General features: G+C 68.7%; 16 protein-coding genes, 3 pseudogenes and 1 riboswitch. Of the genes and pseudogenes, 1 reads left to right on the top strand and 18 read right to left on the bottom strand.

Annotated elements, in window-relative coordinates:
• Nucleotides 1-42: 42 nt before the first annotated feature.
• Nucleotides 43-891, bottom strand: a complete 849-nt coding sequence (locus ACZZ93_RS17815) for a hypothetical protein (RefSeq protein ID WP_463511680.1) — start codon at nt 889-891, stop codon at nt 43-45.
• On the bottom strand, nt 888-1532 hold the full coding sequence (locus ACZZ93_RS17810) for a SatD family protein (RefSeq protein WP_053096866.1): 645 nt from the start codon (nt 1530-1532) through the stop codon (nt 888-890). Before ACZZ93_RS17810 ends, ACZZ93_RS17815 begins: the two co-directional genes overlap by 4 nt.
• Nucleotides 1533-1591: 59 nt before the next feature.
• On the opposite strand from ACZZ93_RS17810, the gene ACZZ93_RS17805 reads away from it, so the two are divergent.
• The gene (locus tag ACZZ93_RS17805; protein WP_053096868.1) at nt 1592-2191 is read left to right on the top strand and encodes a DUF1349 domain-containing protein; all 600 of its coding nucleotides are present in this window, start codon (nt 1592-1594) and stop codon (nt 2189-2191) included.
• Nucleotides 2192-2241: 50 nt separating this feature from the next.
• On the opposite strand, the gene argH is transcribed toward ACZZ93_RS17805, so the two are convergent.
• From argH to ACZZ93_RS17725, 16 genes and pseudogenes are all read right to left on the bottom strand, one after another.
• The gene (argH, locus tag ACZZ93_RS17800) at nt 2242-3672 is read right to left on the bottom strand and encodes an argininosuccinate lyase (protein ID WP_463511679.1); all 1431 of its coding nucleotides are present in this window, start codon (nt 3670-3672) and stop codon (nt 2242-2244) included.
• Entirely contained in the window at nt 3672-4601 is a 930-nt protein-coding gene (gene argF, locus ACZZ93_RS17795) for an ornithine carbamoyltransferase (RefSeq protein ID WP_056280178.1), read from the bottom strand. The genes argH and argF overlap by 1 nt, the downstream gene beginning before the upstream one ends.
• Nucleotides 4598-5808 (bottom strand): annotated as a pseudogene (locus tag ACZZ93_RS17790) (acetylornithine transaminase). Before ACZZ93_RS17790 ends, argF begins: the two are co-directional and overlap by 4 nt.
• Nucleotides 5805-6722, bottom strand: coding sequence for an acetylglutamate kinase (gene argB, locus ACZZ93_RS17785; protein WP_463511678.1), 918 nt, complete (start codon nt 6720-6722; stop codon nt 5805-5807). The pseudogene ACZZ93_RS17790 and the gene argB overlap by 4 nt, the downstream one beginning before the upstream one ends.
• Complete coding sequence (argJ, locus tag ACZZ93_RS17780) at nt 6719-7876, bottom strand: bifunctional glutamate N-acetyltransferase/amino-acid acetyltransferase ArgJ (RefSeq protein WP_072591497.1); 1158 nt, start codon at nt 7874-7876, stop codon at nt 6719-6721. Before argJ ends, argB begins: the two co-directional genes overlap by 4 nt.
• Nucleotides 7873-8925: an N-acetyl-gamma-glutamyl-phosphate reductase gene (argC, locus tag ACZZ93_RS17775; RefSeq protein WP_447647573.1), complete on the bottom strand. Its 1053-nt coding sequence runs from the start codon at nt 8923-8925 to the stop codon at nt 7873-7875. Before argC ends, argJ begins: the two co-directional genes overlap by 4 nt.
• 244 nt (nt 8926-9169) lie before the next feature.
• On the bottom strand, nt 9170-11320 hold the full coding sequence (thiD, locus tag ACZZ93_RS17770) for a bifunctional hydroxymethylpyrimidine kinase/phosphomethylpyrimidine kinase (protein ID WP_463511677.1): 2151 nt from the start codon (nt 11318-11320) through the stop codon (nt 9170-9172).
• Nucleotides 11317-12164, bottom strand: a pseudogene (gene thiM, locus ACZZ93_RS17765) (hydroxyethylthiazole kinase). The gene thiD and the pseudogene thiM overlap by 4 nt, the downstream one beginning before the upstream one ends.
• Nucleotides 12155-12248: riboswitch (TPP riboswitch) on the bottom strand. Its footprint overlaps the pseudogene before it by 10 nt.
• Nucleotides 12249-12269: 21 nt before the next feature.
• Complete coding sequence (locus tag ACZZ93_RS17760) at nt 12270-13232, bottom strand: NAD-dependent epimerase/dehydratase family protein (protein WP_463511676.1); 963 nt, start codon at nt 13230-13232, stop codon at nt 12270-12272.
• Nucleotides 13233-13294: 62 nt separating this feature from the next.
• Nucleotides 13295-13861, bottom strand: coding sequence for a DUF402 domain-containing protein (locus ACZZ93_RS17755; protein WP_463511768.1), 567 nt, complete (start codon nt 13859-13861; stop codon nt 13295-13297).
• A gap of 280 nt (nt 13862-14141) precedes the next feature.
• Nucleotides 14142-16645: pseudogene (gene pheT / locus ACZZ93_RS17750) on the bottom strand (phenylalanine--tRNA ligase subunit beta).
• Nucleotides 16645-17685: a phenylalanine--tRNA ligase subunit alpha gene (pheS, locus tag ACZZ93_RS17745; RefSeq protein WP_053096893.1), complete on the bottom strand. Its 1041-nt coding sequence runs from the start codon at nt 17683-17685 to the stop codon at nt 16645-16647. The pseudogene pheT and the gene pheS overlap by 1 nt, the downstream one beginning before the upstream one ends.
• 48 nt (nt 17686-17733) lie before the next feature.
• A complete protein-coding gene (locus ACZZ93_RS17740) occupies nt 17734-18675 on the bottom strand; it encodes an amino acid ABC transporter permease (protein ID WP_053096895.1) in 942 nt (313 codons plus the stop codon).
• Entirely contained in the window at nt 18672-19328 is a 657-nt protein-coding gene (locus ACZZ93_RS17735; protein ID WP_053096897.1) for an amino acid ABC transporter permease, read from the bottom strand. Before ACZZ93_RS17735 ends, ACZZ93_RS17740 begins: the two co-directional genes overlap by 4 nt.
• A gap of 57 nt (nt 19329-19385) precedes the next feature.
• Entirely contained in the window at nt 19386-20294 is a 909-nt protein-coding gene (locus tag ACZZ93_RS17730; RefSeq protein ID WP_053096898.1) for a glutamate ABC transporter substrate-binding protein, read from the bottom strand.
• A gap of 46 nt (nt 20295-20340) precedes the next feature.
• The gene (locus tag ACZZ93_RS17725) at nt 20341-21090 is read right to left on the bottom strand and encodes an amino acid ABC transporter ATP-binding protein (RefSeq protein ID WP_372984152.1); all 750 of its coding nucleotides are present in this window, start codon (nt 21088-21090) and stop codon (nt 20341-20343) included.
• Nucleotides 21091-21314: the final 224 nt, after the last annotated feature.

Genomic DNA, 21314 nt, shown 5'->3' with positions numbered 1-21314 from the left:
CTATCAGCGGTGAGGGTCGGTGAATCGCCGGGCCGCCGTGGATCAGGTGTGCGCTGCCCACCACACGAGGAACGCCGCGCCCAACCCGATGACCCAGCTGACGAGACTCCCGACGAGGAAGTACTCGGCCCTGGCACCTGTCTCACCGTCGCGGGAGATCTCAGGGAAGCGCACGATCCCCTTCGCCGCCAGCATCGCGGCGAGGATCGGATACGCCGCAGCCAGGGTGAGCAGCATCACCAGGACGCGCTCGAGCGGGCCGATCAGTCGACCGCCCTTGAATCCCGCGCGCGGGTCGCGCAGAGCCGTGGCTTCATCCGGTCGGCCCGGCTTGTCCGCCATCGTGGCGTCGGTCGACTCCCTGCCGCCGATCGCGTCGCCGGGCGTGGTGGCCTCGGGCGCCGCAGGTTCCGCGTCGACCTCGTCGCGCATCGCCGATCGACGCAGTTCAGCCGGTCGCCAGGTGTGCTCACCGTCGAGCGCTGCGCGCACCACGAGGTTCGCCGACTCGAGGAGGAAGACCCCGGTGCCGAGCGTCAGGATCGCAAGATCGAACGGGACGTCGCCGAACGGTGAACGGAGGTTCCACACGGTGCCGATCAGGCCGGCATCAGTGCGCGCCCCCAGCCATACGACCGATCCGATGCTCACGAGACCGAGCAGCACCGCGGGCCAGAACCCGAGTGGTGCGCGGCGCTCCGACGGCATGCACCAGGCCCAGAGCGCTCCGACCACGAGCCCTGCGAGCATGGGCAGAAGCGCGTCACTCACGCTGCCGAGCAGAAGGAACATCACGGCCACCGTGAGGTACCCGGCCCATCGATGCGGAGCGAACTGGCGGACGAGATCGGCGGATCCGACCGCGAGCAGGATGAATCCGGCGACGATCATGCGCTCGCTCCCCTCAGCGCGACCGCACCTTCGATGAGTGCGGCGCTGCCGGCGTTGCGCAACGACTTCGAGACGCTGGGCTGCGAGATGCCCTCTTCGGCGGCGAGGTCGTGCTGCGATCTGCCGACCATCCGTCCGTAGGTGAGGCGGCGCTCGCGCTCGTTCATGGCGCCGACCAGCTCGTCACGGACGAGGAGGTAGGCGTTCGATGCTGCGATCACGCTCTCCATGACCTCATCCTGCCCCGGGGCTCCGACAATCCAGATCCGGGTGCGCGGCACGGTGCGTGCCTCTCTCGCGTGGACGGTCTCGATCGCCGCGCGCGCCGCATACCACCCCGGCCCGTCGGCGAGCTCGCCGTGGACGGAGTCGACGGTGCGCACCTCGCCGATCCCGATGCCGAAACGGAAGGCGATGCCGTCGGGAAGAGCGAGCTGGATCATGAGAAGCGACACCAGAGCGTCTTCGAGCCGAAGATAGACACCCTGCTGCTCATCCCCCACCGTGGGGGTGAGCGGGTGATGTGCCAGAGGCAGGTCGGCCTCCACCCGAGCGATCGTGTCATCGAGCACGCGCTGCGCCGCCGTGCGGTCGTCGAGCTTGCGCGATCCCACGATGTCGGCGAGTACGGCGATGACCATGTGATAACCGTATCACGAATAACTGTTATTTATGCCCTATTAGGTTATATGCTCGGAACATGCCTGAATCAGACATCATCCGGTGGGACGAAGGTTCCTGGACCCACTCACCCGCCGCACTCACCACGATCTCCGCCGACGGGGTCGAGCACCTGGACGTGACCGCCGCGGAAGGCAGCGACGCCTGGCGACACACGGCGTACGGATTCGTCCACGACACCGAGCACGCGCTGCTGGCTCCCCTGGCCGTGGGCGAGGCGATGGACGTCTCATTCCGCGCGCCATGGGACGGCCAGTTCGACCAGGCAGGAGTCTTCGTGCGCATCGACGACGAGCACTGGATCAAAGCGGGCATCGAGTACGCCGACGAGCACCTCGGACTCGGCGCCGTCGTCACCGACATCCGCTCCGACTGGTCCGTCGGATACGTCGACGACTGGCACGGCCGAGAGATCACCGTCCGCGTGAGCCGGTGGCCGGACGCGGTGATCGTGCGCGCACGCGCGGACGACGAGGACTGGCGACTGGTTCGCGTCGCTCCGTTCACCGGCGACGCCGCTGCATCCGCCGGCCCGTTCCTCGCCGGTCCGACGCGCGCGGGACTCGTCGTGCGCTTCACCCGGTGGACGAGGTCGACCGCCGACGTCGCGCTGCACTGAGGAGCCCCGCCGGTCGCCGCACATCGCGTCGACCGGCGGTGCACAACCGACTACAGGCCCAGGGCGTGCGCCGCGGCCTGCGCTCTGGCGACGAGCTCGGCACGCTGCTCGGCGACTCGGACGGGAGCCGTTCCCCCTGCTCCGGTGCGCGATGCCACGGAACCCTCGATCGTGAGAACCTCACGCACCTCGGGGACCAGATGCGGAGAGACCGAGAGCAGCAGCTGGTCGGAAGCGTCCTCGAGACCGATCCCCTGTTCTTCGCAGGCCCGCACGAGCGCGCCGGAGATCTCGTGCGCGTCGCGGAACGGCACCCGACGCTTCACGAGCCACTCGGCGACATCGGTCGCGAGCGAGAATCCCTGGGGGGCGAGGGCCGCCATCCGCTCGGTGTCGAAGCGCAGCGTCGCGATCATGCCGGCGAACGCGGGAAGCACGACCTCGAGGGTCTGGACCGAATCGAAGACCGGCTCCTTGTCCTCCTGCAGGTCGCGGTTATAGGCCAACGGGAGGCCCTTGAGCGTCGCCATGAGCCCCGACAGATTGCCGATCAGGCGCCCCGACTTTCCGCGAGCGAGCTCCGCGATGTCGGGGTTCTTCTTCTGCGGCATGATGCTCGACCCCGTCGAGTACCCGTCGTGCAGCGTGACGAAGCCGAACTCGCGTGTGTTCCAGAGGATGATCTCCTCGCTCAGGCGCGAGATGTCGACACCCGTCATCGCCGTGATGAAGGCGAACTCGGCGACGACGTCGCGTGCCGCGGTGCCGTCGAGCGAGTTCTCCGCCGGTCGATCGAGTCCGAGTTCCGATGCGACCAGCGCAGGATCGAGTCCGAGGGTCGAGCCCGCGAGCGCTCCCCCGCCATACGGCGAGACGCCTGCGCGACGACGCCAGTCGACGAGACGCTCGAGCTCGCGCACGAGCGGCCAGCCATGGGCCTGGAGGTGGTGCGCGAGGAGCACCGGCTGCGCGTGCTGCAGATGCGTGCGGCCGGGGAGGATCGCGTCGGGGTGGGCCTCGGCCTGCGCGACGAGCGCATCGATGACACGGAGGATGTCGCGCGCGATCACTCGAGCGTGATCGATCAGGTACATGCGCACGAGAGTGGCGATCTGATCGTTGCGGCTGCGTCCGGCGCGCAGGCGTCCGCCCAGTTCGGGACCGAGCTCGGCGATCAGCGCCTGCTCGAGCGCACCGTGCACGTCCTCATCGGAGGGGACGGGCTGCAGCGTGCCGTCGGCGACCTTGCGCGCCACGGCATCGAGCCCCTCATGCATCCTGGCCGCCTCAGCAGGTTCGAGGTAGCCGGCAGCCGCGAGCGCCGTCGCGTGCGCATGCGAGCCCGCGATGTCGTACGGGGCGAGGATCCAGTCGAAATGCGTCGATCTGCTGAGCTCGACGAGCTCGGGCGACGGCCCGCTCGCGAAGCGGGCGCCCCACAGTGCGCCTTCGTTCGTGCCTTCGTTCTTCGAGTCAACCATCACGCGTCCTTCTTGCCGAGCAGCCAGACGAGCAGGGCCTTCTGCGCGTGGAGACGGTTCTCGGCCTCATCCCAGACGACGCTCTGCGGTCCGTCGATGACCTCGGAGTCCACCTCGTAGCCGCGGTCGGCGGGAAGGCAGTGGATGAAGATGGCCTCGGAATCGGCGATCTCCATCGTCTCGGGGGTCACCTTGTAGCCGCCGAGATCGCGGATGCGCGCGAGCTTCTCCTCCTCCTTGCCCATCGACACCCAGGTGTCGGTGACCACGACGTCGGCGCCGGCCGCAGCCTCGACCGCATCCGTGAACAGCGTGATCGAGCCGCCGGTCTCCGCAGCCCGGCGGTCGGCCGCCTCGACGACGTCGGCGCGCGGGGCGTACTCCGCAGGTGACGCGATGCGCACATGCATGCCGGCAGTGACACCGGCCAGTGCGTAGGAGTGCGCCATGTTGCTCTGCCCGTCGCCGAAGAACGTCAGGGTCAGCCCCTTGAGCTCGCCCTTGTGCTCTCGGATCGTGAGCAGGTCGGCGAGCAGCTGGCACGGGTGGAAGTCGTCCGAGAGGGCGTTGACGACTGGCACCGTGGTGCCGGCGGCCATCTCCTCGAGCCCCGCCTGCGCATAGGTGCGCCAGACGATCGCCGCGACCTGGCGCTCGAGAACCCGCGCGGTGTCGGACGGCGTCTCCTTGCCGCCGAGCTGGCTGCTCGCGGTCGAGATGATCAGCGGCGTGCCGCCGAGGTCGGCGATGCCCACCGCGAAGGAGACGCGGGTGCGGGTGGACGACTTGTCGAAGATCACCGCGACCGTCTGGGGACCGGCGAGAGCCTTGTTCGCCCAGCGGTCCTTCTTCAGCTCGATGGCGAGATCGAGGATCTCCGCCTGCTCGGCGGGGGTCAGATCGTCGTCACGCAGCAGGTGGCGGGTCATGCGAGGGCCTTTCCGGATTCGGCGAGGGATGTCTGTACGTCAGCGAGCGAATCGGCGAAGAGCTTGCGGAACTCGGCGAGTTCAGCGTCTCCGATCGTGAGAGCCGGGGCGATGCGCACCGTCTCGGGGTTGGCTGCGTTCACGATGAGGCCGCGCTCCTGAGCAGCGGCGACCACGTCGTTCGCGACGGGGGCGCCGAGTGCCACTCCGATGAGGAGCCCTCGGCCACGCACTCCCGTGACGAGGGGCGAGTCGATGTCCGCGATGATCTGTCGGATCTCCTCGCCGCGACGCGCAGCGTTCTCGACGAGTCCGGCGTTCTCGATCTCGGTGAGCACGGCGTCGGCCACGGCGGTGGCCAGCGGGTTGCCGCCGAACGTCGATCCGTGCGAACCCGGCGTGAAGAGCGAGCTCGCCGCACCGTAGGTGACGAGAGCGCCGATCGGGAAGCCTCCGCCGATGCCCTTCGCGAGCGTGATCGCGTCGGGAGTGATGCCCTCGTGGCTGAAGCCGAACCAGGCCCCCGTGCGTCCGGCACCCGTCTGGATCTCGTCGACGATCAGCAGCGCCCCGTGCTTCAGCGTGAGCGAACGGGCGGCCTGCAGATAGCCGTCCGGAAGCTCGACCACGCCGGCCTCGCCCTGGATCGGCTCCACGATGACGGCGGCGACCCGGTCGTCCATCGCGGCTTCCAGAGCCTCGACGGTCGCCGGGATGTGCTCCACTCCCCGGGCATCGGCTCGAACGGCGCGCGCATCGCGGCCTTGGCCGTCAGCGCGAGTGACCCCATGGTGCGCCCGTGGAATCCGTTCTCGAGTGCGAGGATGCGCGGCTTGTCCGTTCCCCCGTGGAGTCGGGCGAGCTTGAACGCCGCTTCGTTCGCCTCGGCGCCGGAGTTCGAGAAGAACACGCGGCCGTCGATCCCGGCGCCCGCGAGGCGCTTCAGCCGTGCGGCGAGCGCGAGCTGCCAGGGCGTCGCGAAGTAGTTCGACACGTGCGCGAGAGTCGCGGCCTGTCTCGACACGGCCTCGACGAACACCGGATGCGCGTGACCGAGCGAGGTCACCGCGATGCCGGCGAGGAAATCGAGGTGGCGCTTGCCCTCGGAGTCCCAGAGGTAGGACCCCTCGCCTCGTGTGAGCATCGCCAGGCGCGGGCCCGCGTTGAGGACCAGATCGCTCGCTGCGTCATCCTGCCAGTTGCTCATGCGTTCATCCCTGCGCTTCCCAAGACCACTTCAGTTCCGATTCCCTTGCTGGTGAAGAGTTCGACGAGCACCGAGTGCGGCACGCGTCCGTCGATGATCGCGGCGGCATCAACGCCGCCTTCGATCGCATCCAGGCAGGCCCTCATCTTCGGGATCATGCCGGATTCGAGTGTCGGCAGCATCTCGATGAGAGCCTCCGAGGTGAGGTGCGACACGAGCGAGTCGCGGTTGGGCCAGTCGGCATAGAGCCCCGGCACGTCGGTGAGGATGACGAGCTTGCGAGCGTTGAGCGCCACGGCGAGGGCTGCCGCCGCGGCATCCGCGTTCACGTTGAGCGACTGGCCGGGGTGATCGAGGTCGGGCGCGATGCTCGAGACGACGGGCACGCGTCCCGCCGCGAGGTGATCGAGCACGGGCGTCGGGTCGACCTCCACGACGTCGCCGACGCGTCCGAGGTCGATCTCCTCGCCGTCGATCACGACACCGCGACGACGACCGCCGAACAGGCCGGCGTCCTCCCCGCTCAGCCCGGTGGCGATCGGACCGTGCGAGTTGATCTTCGAGACGAGCTGCGGGTTCACCTGGCCGGTGAGGACCATGCGCACGACGCTGATCGCCTCGGTGTTGGTGACCCGGTAGCCGCCCTTGAACTCGCTCGGGATCTCGAGTCGCTGGAGCATGTCGGAGATCTGCGGTCCGCCGCCGTGCACGACGACCGGCAGCACGCCGACGTAGCGCAGGTACGCGATGTCCTGTGCGAACGCCTCCTGCAGCTCGTCGGAGACCATCGCATTGCCGCCGTACTTGACGACGACGATCTGGTCGCGGAACTTCTTCAGCCACGGGAGCGACTCGATGAGCGTCGCGGCCTTCACGGCGGCGACGTCCGGGGTGGTGTCCTGAATGTCGGTCATGAGGCGTAGGCGCTGTTCTCGTGCACGTAATCGTGGGTGAGGTCGTTCGTGAGGATCGTCGCGGTGGCATCGCCGACCTTGAGATCGATCACGAGATGCGTGGCACGCGGAGTGAGGTCGACCTCCTCGCGCGGACGGTCGGGGCCGCCCTCGCTGCACACCCGGACGCCGTTCATCCAGACGTCGACGTCGTACGGGTCGAACTGGGCGTTCGTGGTGCCGATCGCTGCGAGCACCCGCCCCCAGTTGGGGTCGTTGCCGAAGATGGCGGCCTTGAAGAGATTGTTGCGCGCGACGGAGCGGCCGACCTCGACCGCCTCCGCCTCGGTCGCGGCGTGCTGCACCTCGATGGTGATGTCGTGGCTGGCCCCCTCGGCATCGCCCTGCAGCTTGACCGCGAGCTCCTGGCACAGCTCTGCCAGCGCGGCGGAGAAGTCCTTAAGGTCGGGCACCACCTCGGAAGCGCCGTTCGCGAGCAGTGTGACCTGATCGTTGGTCGACATGCATCCGTCCGAATCGAGGCGGTCGAACGTCGTGCCGGTGGCGAATCGCAGCGCGGCATCCGCCTCGAGAGGCTCGAGCACGGCATCCGTCGTGATGACGACGAGCATCGTGGCGAGCCCGGGAGCGAGCATGCCCGCTCCCTTGGCCATGCCGCCGATGGTCCAGCCGTCTCGGCTGACCACGGCGGTCTTCGACACGCTGTCGGTGGTCATGATGGCCTCGGCCGCGACATCGCCGCCGTCTGTCGACAGCTCGGCGATCGCCTGTTCGGTGCCCGAGAGGACCTTCGCGCGGAAGATTTCGTCTCCGACTCCGATGAGGCCGGTCGAGCACACGAGCACGTCGCCGGCGCCGACGCCGAGCAGCTCGGCCGCCTTCTCTGCGGTCTGGTGCGTCGTCTGGAAGCCGAAGCTGCCGGTGAAGCAGTTCGCGCCTCCGGAGTTCAGCACGACGGCCTCGACCACGCGATCGGCGACGGCCTGCTGCGACCAGATGATGGGGTTCGCCTTGGCGCGGTTGCTGGTGAACACGGCCGCACCGACCTTGCGCGGGCCGCGATTGACCACGACGGCGACATCGGGCTTTCCGGTCGATTTGAGACCTGCGGCGACTCCGGCCGCTTCGAATCCTGCGGGGGCGGTGACGCTCACGGCGCGACTCCGTTCACTGAGAGGGCGCGGGACTCGGGCAGCCCCAGCGCGAGGTTCATGGATTGGACGGCAGCGCCGGCGGTGCCTTTGACGAGGTTGTCGACCGCGGTGACCACCGTCACGCGGTTCGCCGCGCGATCGATCGCGAGACCGATCAGGGCGGTGTTCGCACCGAGGACATCGGCCGTGCGCGGGAACTGACCGGCGGGCAGCAACTGCACGAAGGTCTCGTCGCCGTAGGCGTCCTCCCAGGCGGCGCGGATCTCCGCATCGCTGACATCGCCGACGATCGGCGCGGTCGAGGTGGCGAGGATGCCCCGCGACATCGGAACCAGCACGGGCGTGAACGAGATGCGGATGCCGTCGGCTGGGGAACCGGATGCCGCGGCGAGCGCCTGGCGGATCTCCGGGATGTGCCGGTGCGTGCCCCCGACCGCGTAGGGATTGGCGGTGCCGAGGATCTCGCCGGCGAGCAGGTTGGTCTTGAGGCTCTTCCCCGCTCCGGATGGGCCGACGGCGAGCACCGAGACGATGTCCCCCGCGTCGATCACCCCTGCGGCGACCCCGGGGGCCAGGCTCAGGCTCACGGTCGAGGCGTTGCAGCCGGGAGCGGCGATGCGCTTCGCCTCGCGCAGCGTCTCGCGCTGCTTGACACCGCCGACGAGCAGCTCGGGAACGCCGTAGGCCCACGGTTCGTGGAAGTCGCCGCCGTAGAACGCGTCCCAGGAATCCTGCGACGTCAGTCGGTGGTCCGCTCCCGCGTCGATCACGAGCGGGGTGTCGCCGAGCGCGTCGGTGTACTGCCCGGACTGCCCGTGCGGCAGAGCGAGGAAGACGATGTCGTGCCCGGCGAGCGTCTCGGGCGTGGTGTCCTGCAGTGTGAGGTGTGCGAGCGACCGCAGGTGCGGCTGATGCTGCACGAGCGGTTGACCGGCGTTCGAGTGCGCTGTCACCGTGCGGATCTCGATGTCGGGATGAGACGCGAGGAGGCGCAGGATCTCGCCGCCCGCGTAGCCGGATGCGCCGGAGACGGCGACGGAGTACGTCATTCTTCTACCTTAACGGTCGGACCCCTCGGCGAACGCGGGGTGCAGTGTCGGGAACCGGGGCGGCGACACCGGCACTCGACCGCCGTGCGTACGCAGGCAGAAGCGCAGGGTCGCCTAGAGTCGGCGGCCGCTGCGGCGTCGGCGCACGGCGATGACGCTCGGAACGAGCGTCAGAGGAGCGGTGGCGGCCGAAGGCATGCCGCGACGATAGCGCGCTCGTCGCGGCATGCGCAAATCGGGTCCGTCATCCGCCGGACGCGTGGAGTGCCGGCGCCGCGAAGAAGGCGAGTTCGTGCGCGCTGGAGACCTCGAAAGCGCGGAGCATCCGTCGCCGCCCCGCGGCATCCGACTCCGTCGCCGCATGCATCACATGGTCGATCGCCTGCTCCGTCGCCTTCTCGAACGCGGGATCGGCATACGTCGCGAGCCACGACGCGTAGGGATGCTGCGGGTCTCGGGCGTACGCGTCGAACTCCCCCGCGTGCAGGCGGGTTCCGAGATCGGTGTACAGCCAGAAGCACGGCAGCACGGCCGCGATGAGCTCGGCGTAGTCGCCGCCGAAGGCCACGGAGCGCAGGTGGTCGAGGTACGCGACGGTCGCAGGCGCAGGATCGGCGGCGAAGGTCGCCGCTTCCACTCCCGCGCCCGGGGCCAGCCACGATGCATGGAGCTCGAGCTCTCCGGTGATCGCCCCCTGCGCCGACTGAGCCCAGAACGCCTGCTCGTGCGGTGTGGGCGCGATCCGCGCGGCCGCTGCGAGCACTCGGGCGTACTCCCGGAGATACAGCGCATCCTGTCGGAGGTAGAAGAGGAACCGCTCGCGGTCGAGAGTCCCGTCGGCCAGAGCGCGGATGAAGGACAGCTCGTCGATGTCGGCCCGCACGTGCGCGATCCGGTCCCACCACCGATCGCGGAGGTCGGCACGCTCGGGTGCGGCCTCGAGTCCCCCTCGTCGCCAGAGGCCGCCGAAGTGGTTCACCGGTCCGTGACCGCTCCCGATGCCGAGCGCATCGCTCTGCCTCAGGGATTCCCGCAGCCAGGTCCTCGCCGATTCCACCGCATCGACAGGGGACTCCCCTCCGGCGAGGCGGGTGGCGAGGGCCGACGACAGGGAGCATCCGGTGCCGTGCGTGTTGTGTGTCATGATGCGCGATCCGGGATAGCCGTGTCTGACACCCCCGGCGACATCGATCAACGCGTCCGGAACGTCGTCGCCGTCGAGGTGCCCTCCCTTGACGAGCACCGCCCCGCCGATGCGGGCGGAGAGCTCGGCCCCGGCCTTGAGCGCGTCGTCCCACCCCGTGATCGGACGATCGGAGAGCGCGGCGAGCTCGGCGAGGTTGGGCGTCACGACATGAGCGCGCTCGACGAGCCCGCGGAGTGCGCGCTCGGCATCCTCATCGAGCAGGCGATCACCGCTGGTCGCGACCATGACCGGGTCGAGCACGACGATCGGCGGACGGACGGCGTCGAGCCAGGCGGCGACGGTGGCGATCACCTCCGTGTTCGCCAGCATCCCGATCTTCACCGCGTCGATGACGATGTCGTCCGAGATGGCATCGAGCTGCTGCCGGAGGAACTCGGCAGGAGGCACGTGCACCGCTCGGACTCCCCTGGTGTTCTGCGCCGTGAGCGCCGTGACAGCCGCCATGCCATAGCCCCCGTTCGCGGCGATCGACTTGAGATCGGCCTGGATCCCCGCCCCGCCCGACGGGTCGCTCCCCGCGATGCTGAGCACGCGAGGTGTGCCCGAAGCCCTCCATCGGCTGAGGAATGCCCGGGCCGTCCTCGTCGGATCGACGGCGGCGCAGATGGCGGAGACGACGGCGAGCCCCGCCGCACCCGCATCCCGAAGGCGCTCGATGTCGTCGATTCCCACGCCGCCGATGGCGACGCATGGCAGTGCGGTCCTCGCGGCGAGCGCACCGAAGCCGTCGATTCCCAGGGCCGGCGGGTGATCCGGCTTAGTGGCGGTGGGACGGATCACGCCGACGCCGAGATAGTCGACCGTTCCCGCCGGCAGCGCGGCCACGGCGTCGAGATGCTCCGGCGTGTTCGCCGTCAACCCGATGATCGCCTCGGGTCCCAGCCGCTCGCGTGCCCGCAGCACCGATACGTCGCCCTGGCCGAGGTGCACGCCGTCGACCCGCGCTCCCTTGGCGCGAGCGATCAGCGCCGCCTCGACGCGGTCGTTCACCACGAGCAGTGCACGGCCGTCGATCACCCGAGAGAGCTCGATCAACTGATCGGCGGTCTCGGCATCCGTCGCGCCCTTGTCGCGCAGCTGGACGATGCGCACGCCCCCGTCGACGGCGAGTCGCACCGTCTCCGCGACGCCCCGCGCGCCGCAGAGGGTGGGATCCGTGACGAGATAGAGGGAGAGGTCCGCGATCACAGCGCGTGCTCCTGCACACGCGCGGCGAGGGCGAGGTCCTCCGGCTGCACGGCGGCGAGCGCGTCGAGCAGTGCGACGGCGAAGCTGCCGGGGCCCGCGGCCCGCGCCGCGGCACGCTCGGCGGCGATCGTGTACACGAGGCTCGCCGCCGAGACGGCGGTGAGCGGATCCGCAGCGGTCGAGCGCGCCGCACCGAGGAACGCCGCCATGACGGCGCCCAGCGCGCATCCGCCGCCGGTGACACGGGTGAGCAGTTCATGACCGTTCGCGATGCGGAGCAATCGTGCTCCATCCGTCACCAGGTCGACCGGTCCCGACACCGCGACCACCGCGCCGTGCCGCGAAGCGAGTGCGAGTGCCGCTTCGGCCGCGGCATCGGTCGTGTCCGTCGCATCGACGCCGCGCCCCCAGCGCTGAGCCCCGCGAGGGCGAGGATCTCCGAGGCGTTCCCCCTGATCGCCGTGGGGCGTGCGTCGGCCAGCTCGTGCGCGAGTGTCGTGCGCACCGGCAGCGCGCCGATCGCGACGGGATCCAGCACCCACGGAGTACCTGCGGCGAGGGCTCCTGCCGCGGCTTCACGGCTCGCCGCACGCTGCTCCGGAGTCGGCGTACCGAGGTTGATCAGCACCCCGGAGGCCACCCCGGCGAACATCCCCGCCTCACCGACGATGTCGACCATCGCCGGCGCCGCGCCGAGGGCGAGCAGCACGTTCGCGGTGAAGCTCGTGACGACGCTGTTGGTGATGCAATGGGTCAAGGGTGGGCTGTCGCGCAGCCCTGTCAGGAGCTCAGCCGCCGAGGTGGCCAAGGTCGATTCGGAATCAGGACGCAGACGATCGCTCAACGCGACATCCCTTCGCTAGTACGAACTAGATCAGGTTCGACGGGTCTGTTCTCAGCCGCGGATGCGGCACCCCGTGTCACTGATCGCAGTCTAGCGAGGCCCCGATCAGTCGATCAGCTGCAACAGCGCGAGTTCGTCGGCGCGAGTGAGCCCTGCCCGCCGGTCCCGATCGACGCCGCGCGCCTGCTCGTCATCGACCACGGCGGCGATCGTCTCGTCGAGCGGACGAAGCCGACCTCCTGCCGCGCGGTAGCGGGCGTTCGACCTGGTCATGAATCCGGTCATCTCGCTCGGCAGCCACAGCGGCAGCGACCGCTCCCCCGCCCAATACGCCACACCGTGCTCGACGAGCCAGGCGTCAGATGCCGCGACCGTGTCTCCCCGGTGCCCCGCACGTCTGCGCACGGCATCGAGGACCTCGCTCAGCCGATGCCGATCGCCGATCGTGTTGATCACACCGGTGGCCCTCGTGGTGGTGACGAACTCTGACAGGTCGTCGACGTCGATCACCTGCACGTCTCGCCCCTCGACAGGCGGAACCAGCACGGGACCGTCCTCGGCACGCAGAAAAGCGGCAGCCCAGTACCCGAATCGATCGCTCGGGTCGTCCGCCCCGACGATCAATCCCGGGCGCACGATCAGGGTGCGGTCGCCTAGTTCACGCACGGCGTCCTCGGCGGCCACCTTCTGCCGGCCGTACTCGTCGTCTCCCCTCTCAGCCGGCGGATGCAGCGTCGCCGACTCGTCTGCACCGACGGTCTCCTCGTCGGAGTATGCCGACATCGACGAGACGTACGTCCAGCGGCCCGCTCGCTCACCGAGTGCCGCGACCGCAGCGGAGACGTGGGCCGCGTTCGACGAGACGTCGATCACGTGATCCCACTCTCGACCGGACACTGTATCGTAGGCGTCCGCCGCGTCACGATCGGCCAGCACCAGGCTCGCGCCCTCCGGAGACGGGCGTCCTCCGCGCGCCAGACACATCACCGTCGCCCCGCTCAGGAGCAGCCGTCTGGCGATGCGGCCGGACAGCCAGCCGGTGCCGCCGAGGATCAGAACATCCGTCATGACCCCATGCCACCATCTTCGCCGCGCGAGGGGAAGGGTCTTCCGCTCAGGGCGGATGCCGGTCAGCTCGTGCGAAGATCCGACAGGCCGGACAGTTCCGGGACCGTCCACGAGGGATCCGGGCGCCAGTCGCGCCATTCGGCGTCGAACGGCCAGTCACCGTGATGGAAGGACTCGATCGCCGCGTCCGCGTGTCGTTCGATCTGCGCGGCCTGCTCAGAGGTGAGACGTCCCTGCTCGACGGCCGCGATCACCTCGTCCTCGTCCTTGAGGTGCACCTGACCGTCCGCCTGGATCTCCACGTCGAGGATGTGATCCGACGAATACGTGTCGCGGTCGGTGCGCAGATGCGCGTTCTCGAGATTCACGTACCACCCGGCGAACTCCCACTCGGGACCGCTCACATCGCTCCAGAACAGCCACACCGACCACGCCACACCGGCCGGAGCGATGCGGAGGATGCCGTTGCCCCACCACTCCTCCACGATCCGGGTACGCGGATCGAGCCACCGACGCTCGAGCGGAACGGTCCGGATGCGCTCGCCCGCCGGAGTGCCCTGTCCCTCCTGGAGCGTGCCCGGAGCGAGCCATGCCACCAGACCGCGTTCATCGTCGCGGACCACCCGCATGGGCGTGATGGTCGACGCATCGCCGGGCTGCCAGCCGGGCTTGCGGTAGTGCCAGGAGATCTGGTCGCCGGGTTCGAGGAACGGCGCTTCACCCATCGGTCGGACACCATCGGGAACCGCCGCGGGAGTGCTGTGGGGCAGGATGCTCATCCCGACACGGTACCTCGCAGGTCCACCGCGCTCAGGTCGGCTCGGCGGCGTCGGCAGCATCCCGAGAGCACGCGCACGCGGACCGCACCGTTCGAGTGCGGTCCGCGTGCGGGTCGGTTCAGGCGGAGCTTCAGTCGCGCAGGGTCGCGTCGAAGCGCTCAGCTGCGACAGAGACACCCGCGAGCTTCGCCTCTGTCGCCTCGGCTGCGGTGAGCGTGCGGTCGTCCGCGCGGAAGCGCAGCGCGAAGGTGAGACTCTTCTGACCATCCGCGACGCCGTCCCCCGGTAGTCGTCGACGAGGCGGATCGACTCGAGAAGCGCACCGGCGCCCTCGGTGAGCGCAGCGCGCACGTCGCCCGCCGGCACATCAGCGCCGACCACCAGCGACACGTCCTGTGTCGCAGCGGGGAAGGTCGACAACGAGGCGGCGACCGCACGGTTCCCGCCGAGCGCGATGACCTCGTCGAGGTCGAGCTCGAGCACGATGGCACGACCGGGAAGGTCTGCTCCGGCGGCGACCTCGGGGTGGAGCTCGCCGACGTATCCGATCTCGACGTCGCCGACGGAGAGCACGCCGGTGCGTCCGGGGTGCAGCGCCGCGCGCTGCCCCTGCACCACATCGAGGTCGACTCCGGCTGCAGCCGCGATGACTCTGGCGGCGTCGAGCGCCTCGGAGAGCCCGTAGGGCTCCACGGCGCGTCCCGGCTGCTTGGTCACGACGTTGCCCGTGAACAGCGCCGCGACATGGCGGTGCTGCGGTGGGATCGACGCGTTCAGCTCGGCGAGCGTGTCGTCCGACGGACGCTCGCCGAGCGGCGGCACCTCGTCCGTGCCGTACTCGACACCCGGCTCGGGCAGGAACACGACTCCGGTCTCGAACAGCGCGAGGTCCGTGAGGCCGCGCGAGATGTTGCGGTGCGCGGTCTGCAGAAGCCCGGGGACCAGCGATCGACGCAGGAACGGAGCGGAGCCGTCGAGCGGGTTCGCGAGCCGGATGCTGGGCAGATGCTCTCCCGACGCCGAGCCGTGCAGGTCGTTCTCCGCCTCCGTCGTGAAGGGGAATGAGGGCGTCTCGACGAGACCGGCAGCCGCCAGCGCGTCGGCGACGCGGCGACGACCCTGCTGGTGTGCGGTGAGCCCGCGGCCGGACGGCGGCGTCGGCAGCACCGACGGGATGCGGTCGAGACCGTGGATGCGAGCGACCTCTTCGGCGAGAGACCACTTGTCGGTGAGGTCGGGACGCCAGGTCGGCGGGATCACGGTCCACCCGGCATCCGACCCGGAGACCTCTGCGCCGATGGTCGTGAGCGCGCCGGCGATCTCGTCGTCGGAGTAGTCGACGCCGATGAGCCCCTGCACGAATCCGCGCGGGAGGTCGATGTCCGCGACGAAGACCTCGGCGAACAGAGCGCCGCCCTCGTCGGTGAGCGCGCCGCCGGCGAATTCGACCATCAGGTCGGCTGCACGGCGGGCGGCCACGAACGGCACGAGCGGGTCGACACCGCGCTCGAACCGCTTGGATGCCTCGCTGGGCAGCTTGTGACGGCGTGCGGTGCGGGCGATCGTCACAGGGTCGAAGGTCGCGGCCTCGATCAGCACGTTGTGCGTCGTGTCGCTCATCTCGGTCGTGCCGCCGCCCATGACGCCGGCGAGACCGATCGGACCCGACTCGTCGGTGATCAGGAGGTCCTCGACGTGGAGCTTCCGCTCCTGGCCGTCGAGGGTCGTCATCGTCTCACCGGCCGTCGCACGACGCACGGTGATGCCGCCGGAGAGCCTGTCGAGGTCGTATCCGTGCAGCGGCTGCCCCAATTCGAGCATCACGTAGTTGGTGATGTCGATCAGGATGCCGAGCGAGCGCATGCCGGCGAGCGACAGCCGCGCGATCATCCACGGCGGGGTGGGGCGCGACGGGTCGACGTCGCGGACGACGCGGGTGACGAACTCGCTCGCGCCGACGCGGCCGCGTACGGGGGCTGCATCGTCGACGATCGCCGTGTGACCGGCGCCCGGCTGGAGCTCGGTGAAGTCGCGCTCGGCCGGGTCGCGGAACGGTGCTCCGGTCGCGTGGGAGTACTCGCGGGCGACACCGCGCAGCGAGAACGCGTACCCGCGGTCGGGCGTGACGTTGATCTCGACCGCGACATCGTCGAGTCCGAGCAGGCTGATGGCGTCTGTGCCGACGGGTGCATCGATACCGAGGTCCGCGAGGACGAGGATGCCGTTGTGTTCGTCGCCGAGCCCCAGCTCACGCGCAGAGGCGATCATGCCGTCGGACACGTGCCCGTAGGTCTTGCGGGCGGCGATCGGGAACGGCCCCGGCAGCACTGCACCGGGAAGCGTCACGACGACCTTGTCACCCGCGACGAAGTTGTGCGCGCCGCAGACGATTCCACGGATTCCGCCGTTCGTCTCACCGACATCGACCTGGCACCAGTTGATCGTCTTGCCGTTGGACTGCGGCTCCGCCTCGAGCGAGACGACCTGTCCGACGACGACGGGACCCGAGATCTCGAAGCGGTGGACGTCCTCCTCCTCGAATCCGACGGTCACGAGCGCTGCGAGGACGTCTTCCGGTGTCGTATCCGCTGCCAGATCGACGTACTCACGCAGCCACGAAAGCGGGACGCGCATCACACCACCATCCCGTACTGCTCGCTGAAACGGACATCGCCCTCTGCCATGTCCCGCATGTCCTGCACATCGCTGCGGAACATGAGTCCCCGCTCGACGCCCATTCCGAACGCGAAGCCGCTGTAGACGTCGGGATCGATCCCCGCCGCGCGGAGCACGTTCGGGTTGATCATGCCGCAGCCGCCCCACTCGATCCAACGGGCGCCGCCCTTGAAGGTGGGGTGCCAGAGGTCGAGCTCGGCCGACGGCTCGGTGAAGGGGAAGAAGTTCGTGCGGAAGCGCGTCTTGGCCTCGGGGCCGAAGAGCTGACGCGCGACGTGGTCGAGCGTTCCCTTGAGATGCGCCATCGAGATGCCCTTGTCGACGACGAGTCCTTCGAACTGGGTGAAGACGGGGAGGTGCGTCGCGTCGAACTCGTCGGTGCGGTACACGCGGCCGGGGCAGAGCACGTAGATCGGCACCTCGCGGTCGAGCATCGAGCGCACCTGCACGGGGCTCGTGTGCGTGCGCATGACGAGATGGCGCGATGGCGGGTCGACGTAGAAGGTGTCCTGTTCCTGACGGGCGGGGTGGTCGACGTCGAAGTTCAGAGCGTCGAAGTTGAACCACTCGTGCTCGAGTTCGGGTCCTTCCGCGATCTCCCAGCCCATGCCCACGAAGATGTCGGAGATCTGCTCGCTCAGCAGGGTCAGCGGATGCCGGGCGCCGACGCGTGTGCGCGAGGGGATCGCCGTGATGTCCAGCCGCTCGGCCTCGAGGCGCTCAGCGACCTCCGCGGCGGCGAGCTCCTCCTCCTTGGCGGCGAGGGCCTTGGTGACCTGACCGCGGCCCTGGCCGACGAGCTTGCCGAAGGCGGCCTTGTTCTCGGGGGCGACCTGACGCATCGAGGCGTTCAGGACGGCGAGCGGCGATCCGTCGGCGACGTGCGCGGCGCGAGCGGCTTTCAGTTCGGTCGTATCGGCGGCTGCGGCGATCGCTTCGAGCGCGGCCGCCACGGCGGCTTCGACCGCTTCCGGGGTGATTTCGGGAGACTCAGACACGAGACAGGAGTCTACCGGCGCGAGGCGGTCGCCCCGCGCCGGTGGACATCACTTCGGATCGGAGCTGTCCAGCCCGCCTACACCACCGGTGCCGCCGAAGCCGCTGCCCCCGCGCTGCAGGGTGATGAGCTCGGTGTCGGTGCCGTCGCCGTGCTGGCGGGGATCCTCTGCCGCGTGGATCGCCTTCACCTTCGGCGAGCGGCGGGTCTGGATCTCGACCCACTTCGCGATGCCCGACAGGATGAGGCACATGACGATGTAGATGCCGCCGATGACGAAGGCCGACTGCAGGATCGGGCGACCCTGCTGCGACGTCAGCTGCTTCGCGTAGTACAGCAGCTCGGGGTAGGTGATGATGAAGCCCAGAGCGGTGTCCTTCATCGTGACGACCAGCTGCGCGACGATCACCGGGAGCATCGCCCGGATCGCCTGCGGCAGGAGGATGAGACGCATCACGCCGCTCTTGCGGAGTCCGATCGCATAGCCCGCTTCTTTCTGCCCCCGAGGCAGAGACTCGATGCCGGCCCTCAGCACCTCGGCGAGCACGGAGCCGTTGTAGGCCATCAGTGCGATCACGACGGCCCAGTAGGGATCCATCTTGATTCCGACCACGGGGAGCCCGTAGTAGAGCAGCATCATGAACACCAGCACCGGAACGGCACGGAAGAGCTCGGTGACGGCTGTCACGGGGATCCGCACCCACGCGTGCTCGGAGAGCCGCCCGATGGCCAGCACGAAGCCGAGGACGACGCTGAGGACGGCGGCGAGCGCGAAGGCGGCGAGCGTGTTGCCCAGGGCCTTGAAGATACCCATCCACACGTTGGAGAACGTGAACACGTACCACTTCTCCGCCGAGAACTGGCCTGTCTCCACCATGCGGAGCACGATGAAGCCGATGGCGGCCAGGACGAGGACGACGGTGGCGACCGCGATGATCCGGTTGCGGGCGATCGCCCGGGGTCCGGGGACGTCGTACAGTACAGAGCTCATCGCGCGATCCTCCAACGGTTCTCGAGATATCGCTGCAGCCAGCTCAACAGCAGCACCAGGGCGACGAACACGACGGCGACCCAGAGCAGGACCTCCATCGGGTTGCCCGGACGGTCGGCCGAATCGTTGATGGTCGACCGGAGAGCCGCGAGCTCAGCGACGGAGAACCCGGCTGCGACGGTCGTGTTCTTCAGGAGTGCGATGAAGACGCTCATCATCGGCGGGACGACCGAGCGGAACGCCTGCGGCAGGATCACGAGACCCATCACCTGTCCGAAGGGAAGTCCGATGGCCCGCGCGGCCTCGGCCTGACCGACGGGCACCGTGTTGATACCCGCCCTCAGGACCTCGGCCACATAGGTCGCCGTGTAGATGCCGATGGCGAGGATGCCGAGCACGAGGTTCGACAGTTCGGGCAACCCGAGTTGCGGGTACCCGAAGATGAAGAAGAAGAACACGAGGGTGAGCGGGGTGTTGCGCACGGTGTTCACGTACACCGTGCCGACGCCGCGGGCGATGGGCACCGGGGAGACACGCATGGCCCCGACGATCAGACCCAGGATCAGTGCGATGATCCCGCCCGCGAAGAACACGATCAGCGTGTTGCTGATCGCCTGTCCCCACAGGTCGAGGTTGCCGAAGATGACGTCCACGCCACCCTCCCTTCTTCAGAGTGAATGGGCGGCCCCTGAGGGGGCCGCCCATGTCGATCAGTACGCGTCGACCTCGGGCTGTTCGACCTCGATGCCGCTGGAACCGAGGTTCGCGTCGAAGATCGCCTGCCAGATGTCGCCACCGTCGGTGAAGAGCTCGTTGATGTGCGTGCGCAGCGCGTCGTCGCCCTTCGTGAGGCCGACACCGTAGCGCTCCTCGGTGAAGAGGCCGCCGGTCACCTTGACGTCATCCGGGTACTGGGCCGCGTAGCCGATCAGGATCGCCTGGTCGGTGGTCACGGCGTCGACCTTGCCGTCGATGAGGTCCTGGACGCAGGCGGAGTACAGGTCGTACTCCTGCGTCTTGATCTCGGGGAAGTTCGCCTTGATGTTCTGGATCGGCGTCGAGCCGGTCGCCGAGCAGACGGTCTTGCCGTTGAAGTCCTCGAGAGCCTCGGCGTCGTCCGCGTCGGCGGCGACCAGGAGTCCCTGACCGGTGATGAAGTAGGGACCCGCGAAGTCGATGAGCTCCTTGCGCTTGTCGTTGATCGAGTAGGTGCCGACGTAGTAGTCGATGTCACCGTTGGTGATCGCCTGCTCGCGGTTCGCCGAAGCGATCGGCTTGAACTCGATCTTGTCCTCGTCGTAGCCCAGGGATGCGGCGATCCACCGTGCGATGTCGACGTCGAAGCCGGTGCGCTCTCCGGTCGTGACATCGAGGTAGCCGAGCCCGGGCTGGTCCTCCTTGACGCCGACGATCACCTTGTCGCGCTCCTGGATGGCGTCGAACGTCGGGCTGCCCTCGAGCTGGACGTCGTCAGCGACCTCGAACCAGGTGGAGTCCTCGCTCTCTTCGCCGCCGGTTCCGGCGCCGGGGCTGGACGGGCTGCCGCTGTTGCAGGCCGTCAGCGCGAACAGTGCAACCGTCGCGATCCCGATTCCTGCCAGTGTCCGTGTGCGTCGCATGTGCGTCTCCTTCGTGTGCTGTGTGTGCAAAGGTCTGTGAGGCTCGTCAGTGCGTGAGGAGCTTGGAGAGGAAGTCCTTGGCGCGGTCGCTCTTCGGGTTCGTGAAGAACTCCTCAGGCGTCGCCTCCTCGACGATCTTGCCGTCGGCCATGAACACGACCCGGTTGGCGGCCTTGCGAGCGAAGCCCATCTCGTGGGTCACGACGATCATCGTCATGCCGTCACGGGCGAGCTCCACCATGACGTCGAGGACCTCGTTGATCATCTCGGGGTCGAGCGCGCTGGTCGGCTCGTCGAAGAGCATGACCTTGGGCTGCATGGCGAGAGCGCGGGCGATCGCGACGCGCTGCTGCTGTCCGCCGGAGAGCTGTGCGGGAAGCTTCGAGGCCTGCTGGGCGACGCCGACGCGCTCGAGAAGCATCATCGCCTCCTTGTCGGCATCGGCCTTCTTCATGCCGCGGACCTTGATCGGGCCGAGCGTCACGTTCTCGAGGATCGTGAGGTGCGCGAAGAGGTTGAACGACTGGAACACCATGCCGACGTCTGCTCGCAGATGCGCGAGGCCCTTTCCCTCAGCGGGGAGCGCCTTGCCGTCGATGCTGATCGTGCCGCTCGTGATCGTCTCGAGGCGGTTGATCGTGCGACACAGTGTCGACTTGCCCGAGCCTGAGGGACCGATCACCACGACGACCTCGCCGGCGTTCACCGTGAGGTCGATATCCGTGAGCGCCTGGAAGTCGCCGTAGTGCTTCTGGACGTTGTCGACAACGACGAGGGGCTTACCGGTGGTCATCATTTCTCCAAACTAGCCAGGTCGCTCACGTGGCTCCACAGTGATGCGTCGACATTTACACGTTCGTAACCACGCGATGGGGCCGATCCCGCCCGATAACCGGAGTGCCCCACGGTCCGCCCCCGCGGACCGTGGGGGCGTCCCTGCTGCTCCGTTCCTCCCCCGAGTAGAACGTGGCAGCAAGCCTCCGACCGGATCCGATCGCAGGACGACTCCGGAGAATGGCC

This window comes from Microbacterium sp. AC026, assembly GCF_979258475.1.
The sequence above is the reverse complement of the archived record's forward strand: the minus strand, read 5'-3'. Positions and strand labels throughout refer to the sequence as shown.

What these genes read in the sequence shown, in the direction of transcription:
- ACZZ93_RS17815 (WP_463511680.1), bottom strand. Translation starts at nt 891, where the DNA reads ATGATCGTCGCCGGATTCATCCTGCTCGCGGTCGGATCCGCCGATCTC.
- ACZZ93_RS17810 (WP_053096866.1), bottom strand. Translation starts at nt 1,532, where the DNA reads ATGGTCATCGCCGTACTCGCCGACATCGTGGGATCGCGCAAGCTCGAC.
- ACZZ93_RS17805 (WP_053096868.1), top strand. Translation starts at nt 1,592, where the DNA reads ATGCCTGAATCAGACATCATCCGGTGGGACGAAGGTTCCTGGACCCAC.
- argH (WP_463511679.1), bottom strand. Translation starts at nt 3,672, where the DNA reads ATGGTTGACTCGAAGAACGAAGGCACGAACGAAGGCGCACTGTGGGGC.
- argF (WP_056280178.1), bottom strand. Translation starts at nt 4,601, where the DNA reads ATGACCCGCCACCTGCTGCGTGACGACGATCTGACCCCCGCCGAGCAG.
- argB (WP_463511678.1), bottom strand. Translation starts at nt 6,722, where the DNA reads ATGACCGACATTCAGGACACCACCCCGGACGTCGCCGCCGTGAAGGCC.
- argC (WP_447647573.1), bottom strand. Translation starts at nt 8,925, where the DNA reads ATGACGTACTCCGTCGCCGTCTCCGGCGCATCCGGCTACGCGGGCGGC.
- ACZZ93_RS17760 (WP_463511676.1), bottom strand. Translation starts at nt 13,232, where the DNA reads ATGACGGATGTTCTGATCCTCGGCGGCACCGGCTGGCTGTCCGGCCGC.
- ACZZ93_RS17755 (WP_463511768.1), bottom strand. Translation starts at nt 13,861, where the DNA reads ATGCGGGTGGTCCGCGACGATGAACGCGGTCTGGTGGCATGGCTCGCT.
- ACZZ93_RS17740 (WP_053096895.1), bottom strand. Translation starts at nt 18,675, where the DNA reads ATGAGCTCTGTACTGTACGACGTCCCCGGACCCCGGGCGATCGCCCGC.
- ACZZ93_RS17730 (WP_053096898.1), bottom strand. Translation starts at nt 20,294, where the DNA reads ATGCGACGCACACGGACACTGGCAGGAATCGGGATCGCGACGGTTGCA.
- ACZZ93_RS17725 (WP_372984152.1), bottom strand. Translation starts at nt 21,090, where the DNA reads ATGATGACCACCGGTAAGCCCCTCGTCGTTGTCGACAACGTCCAGAAG.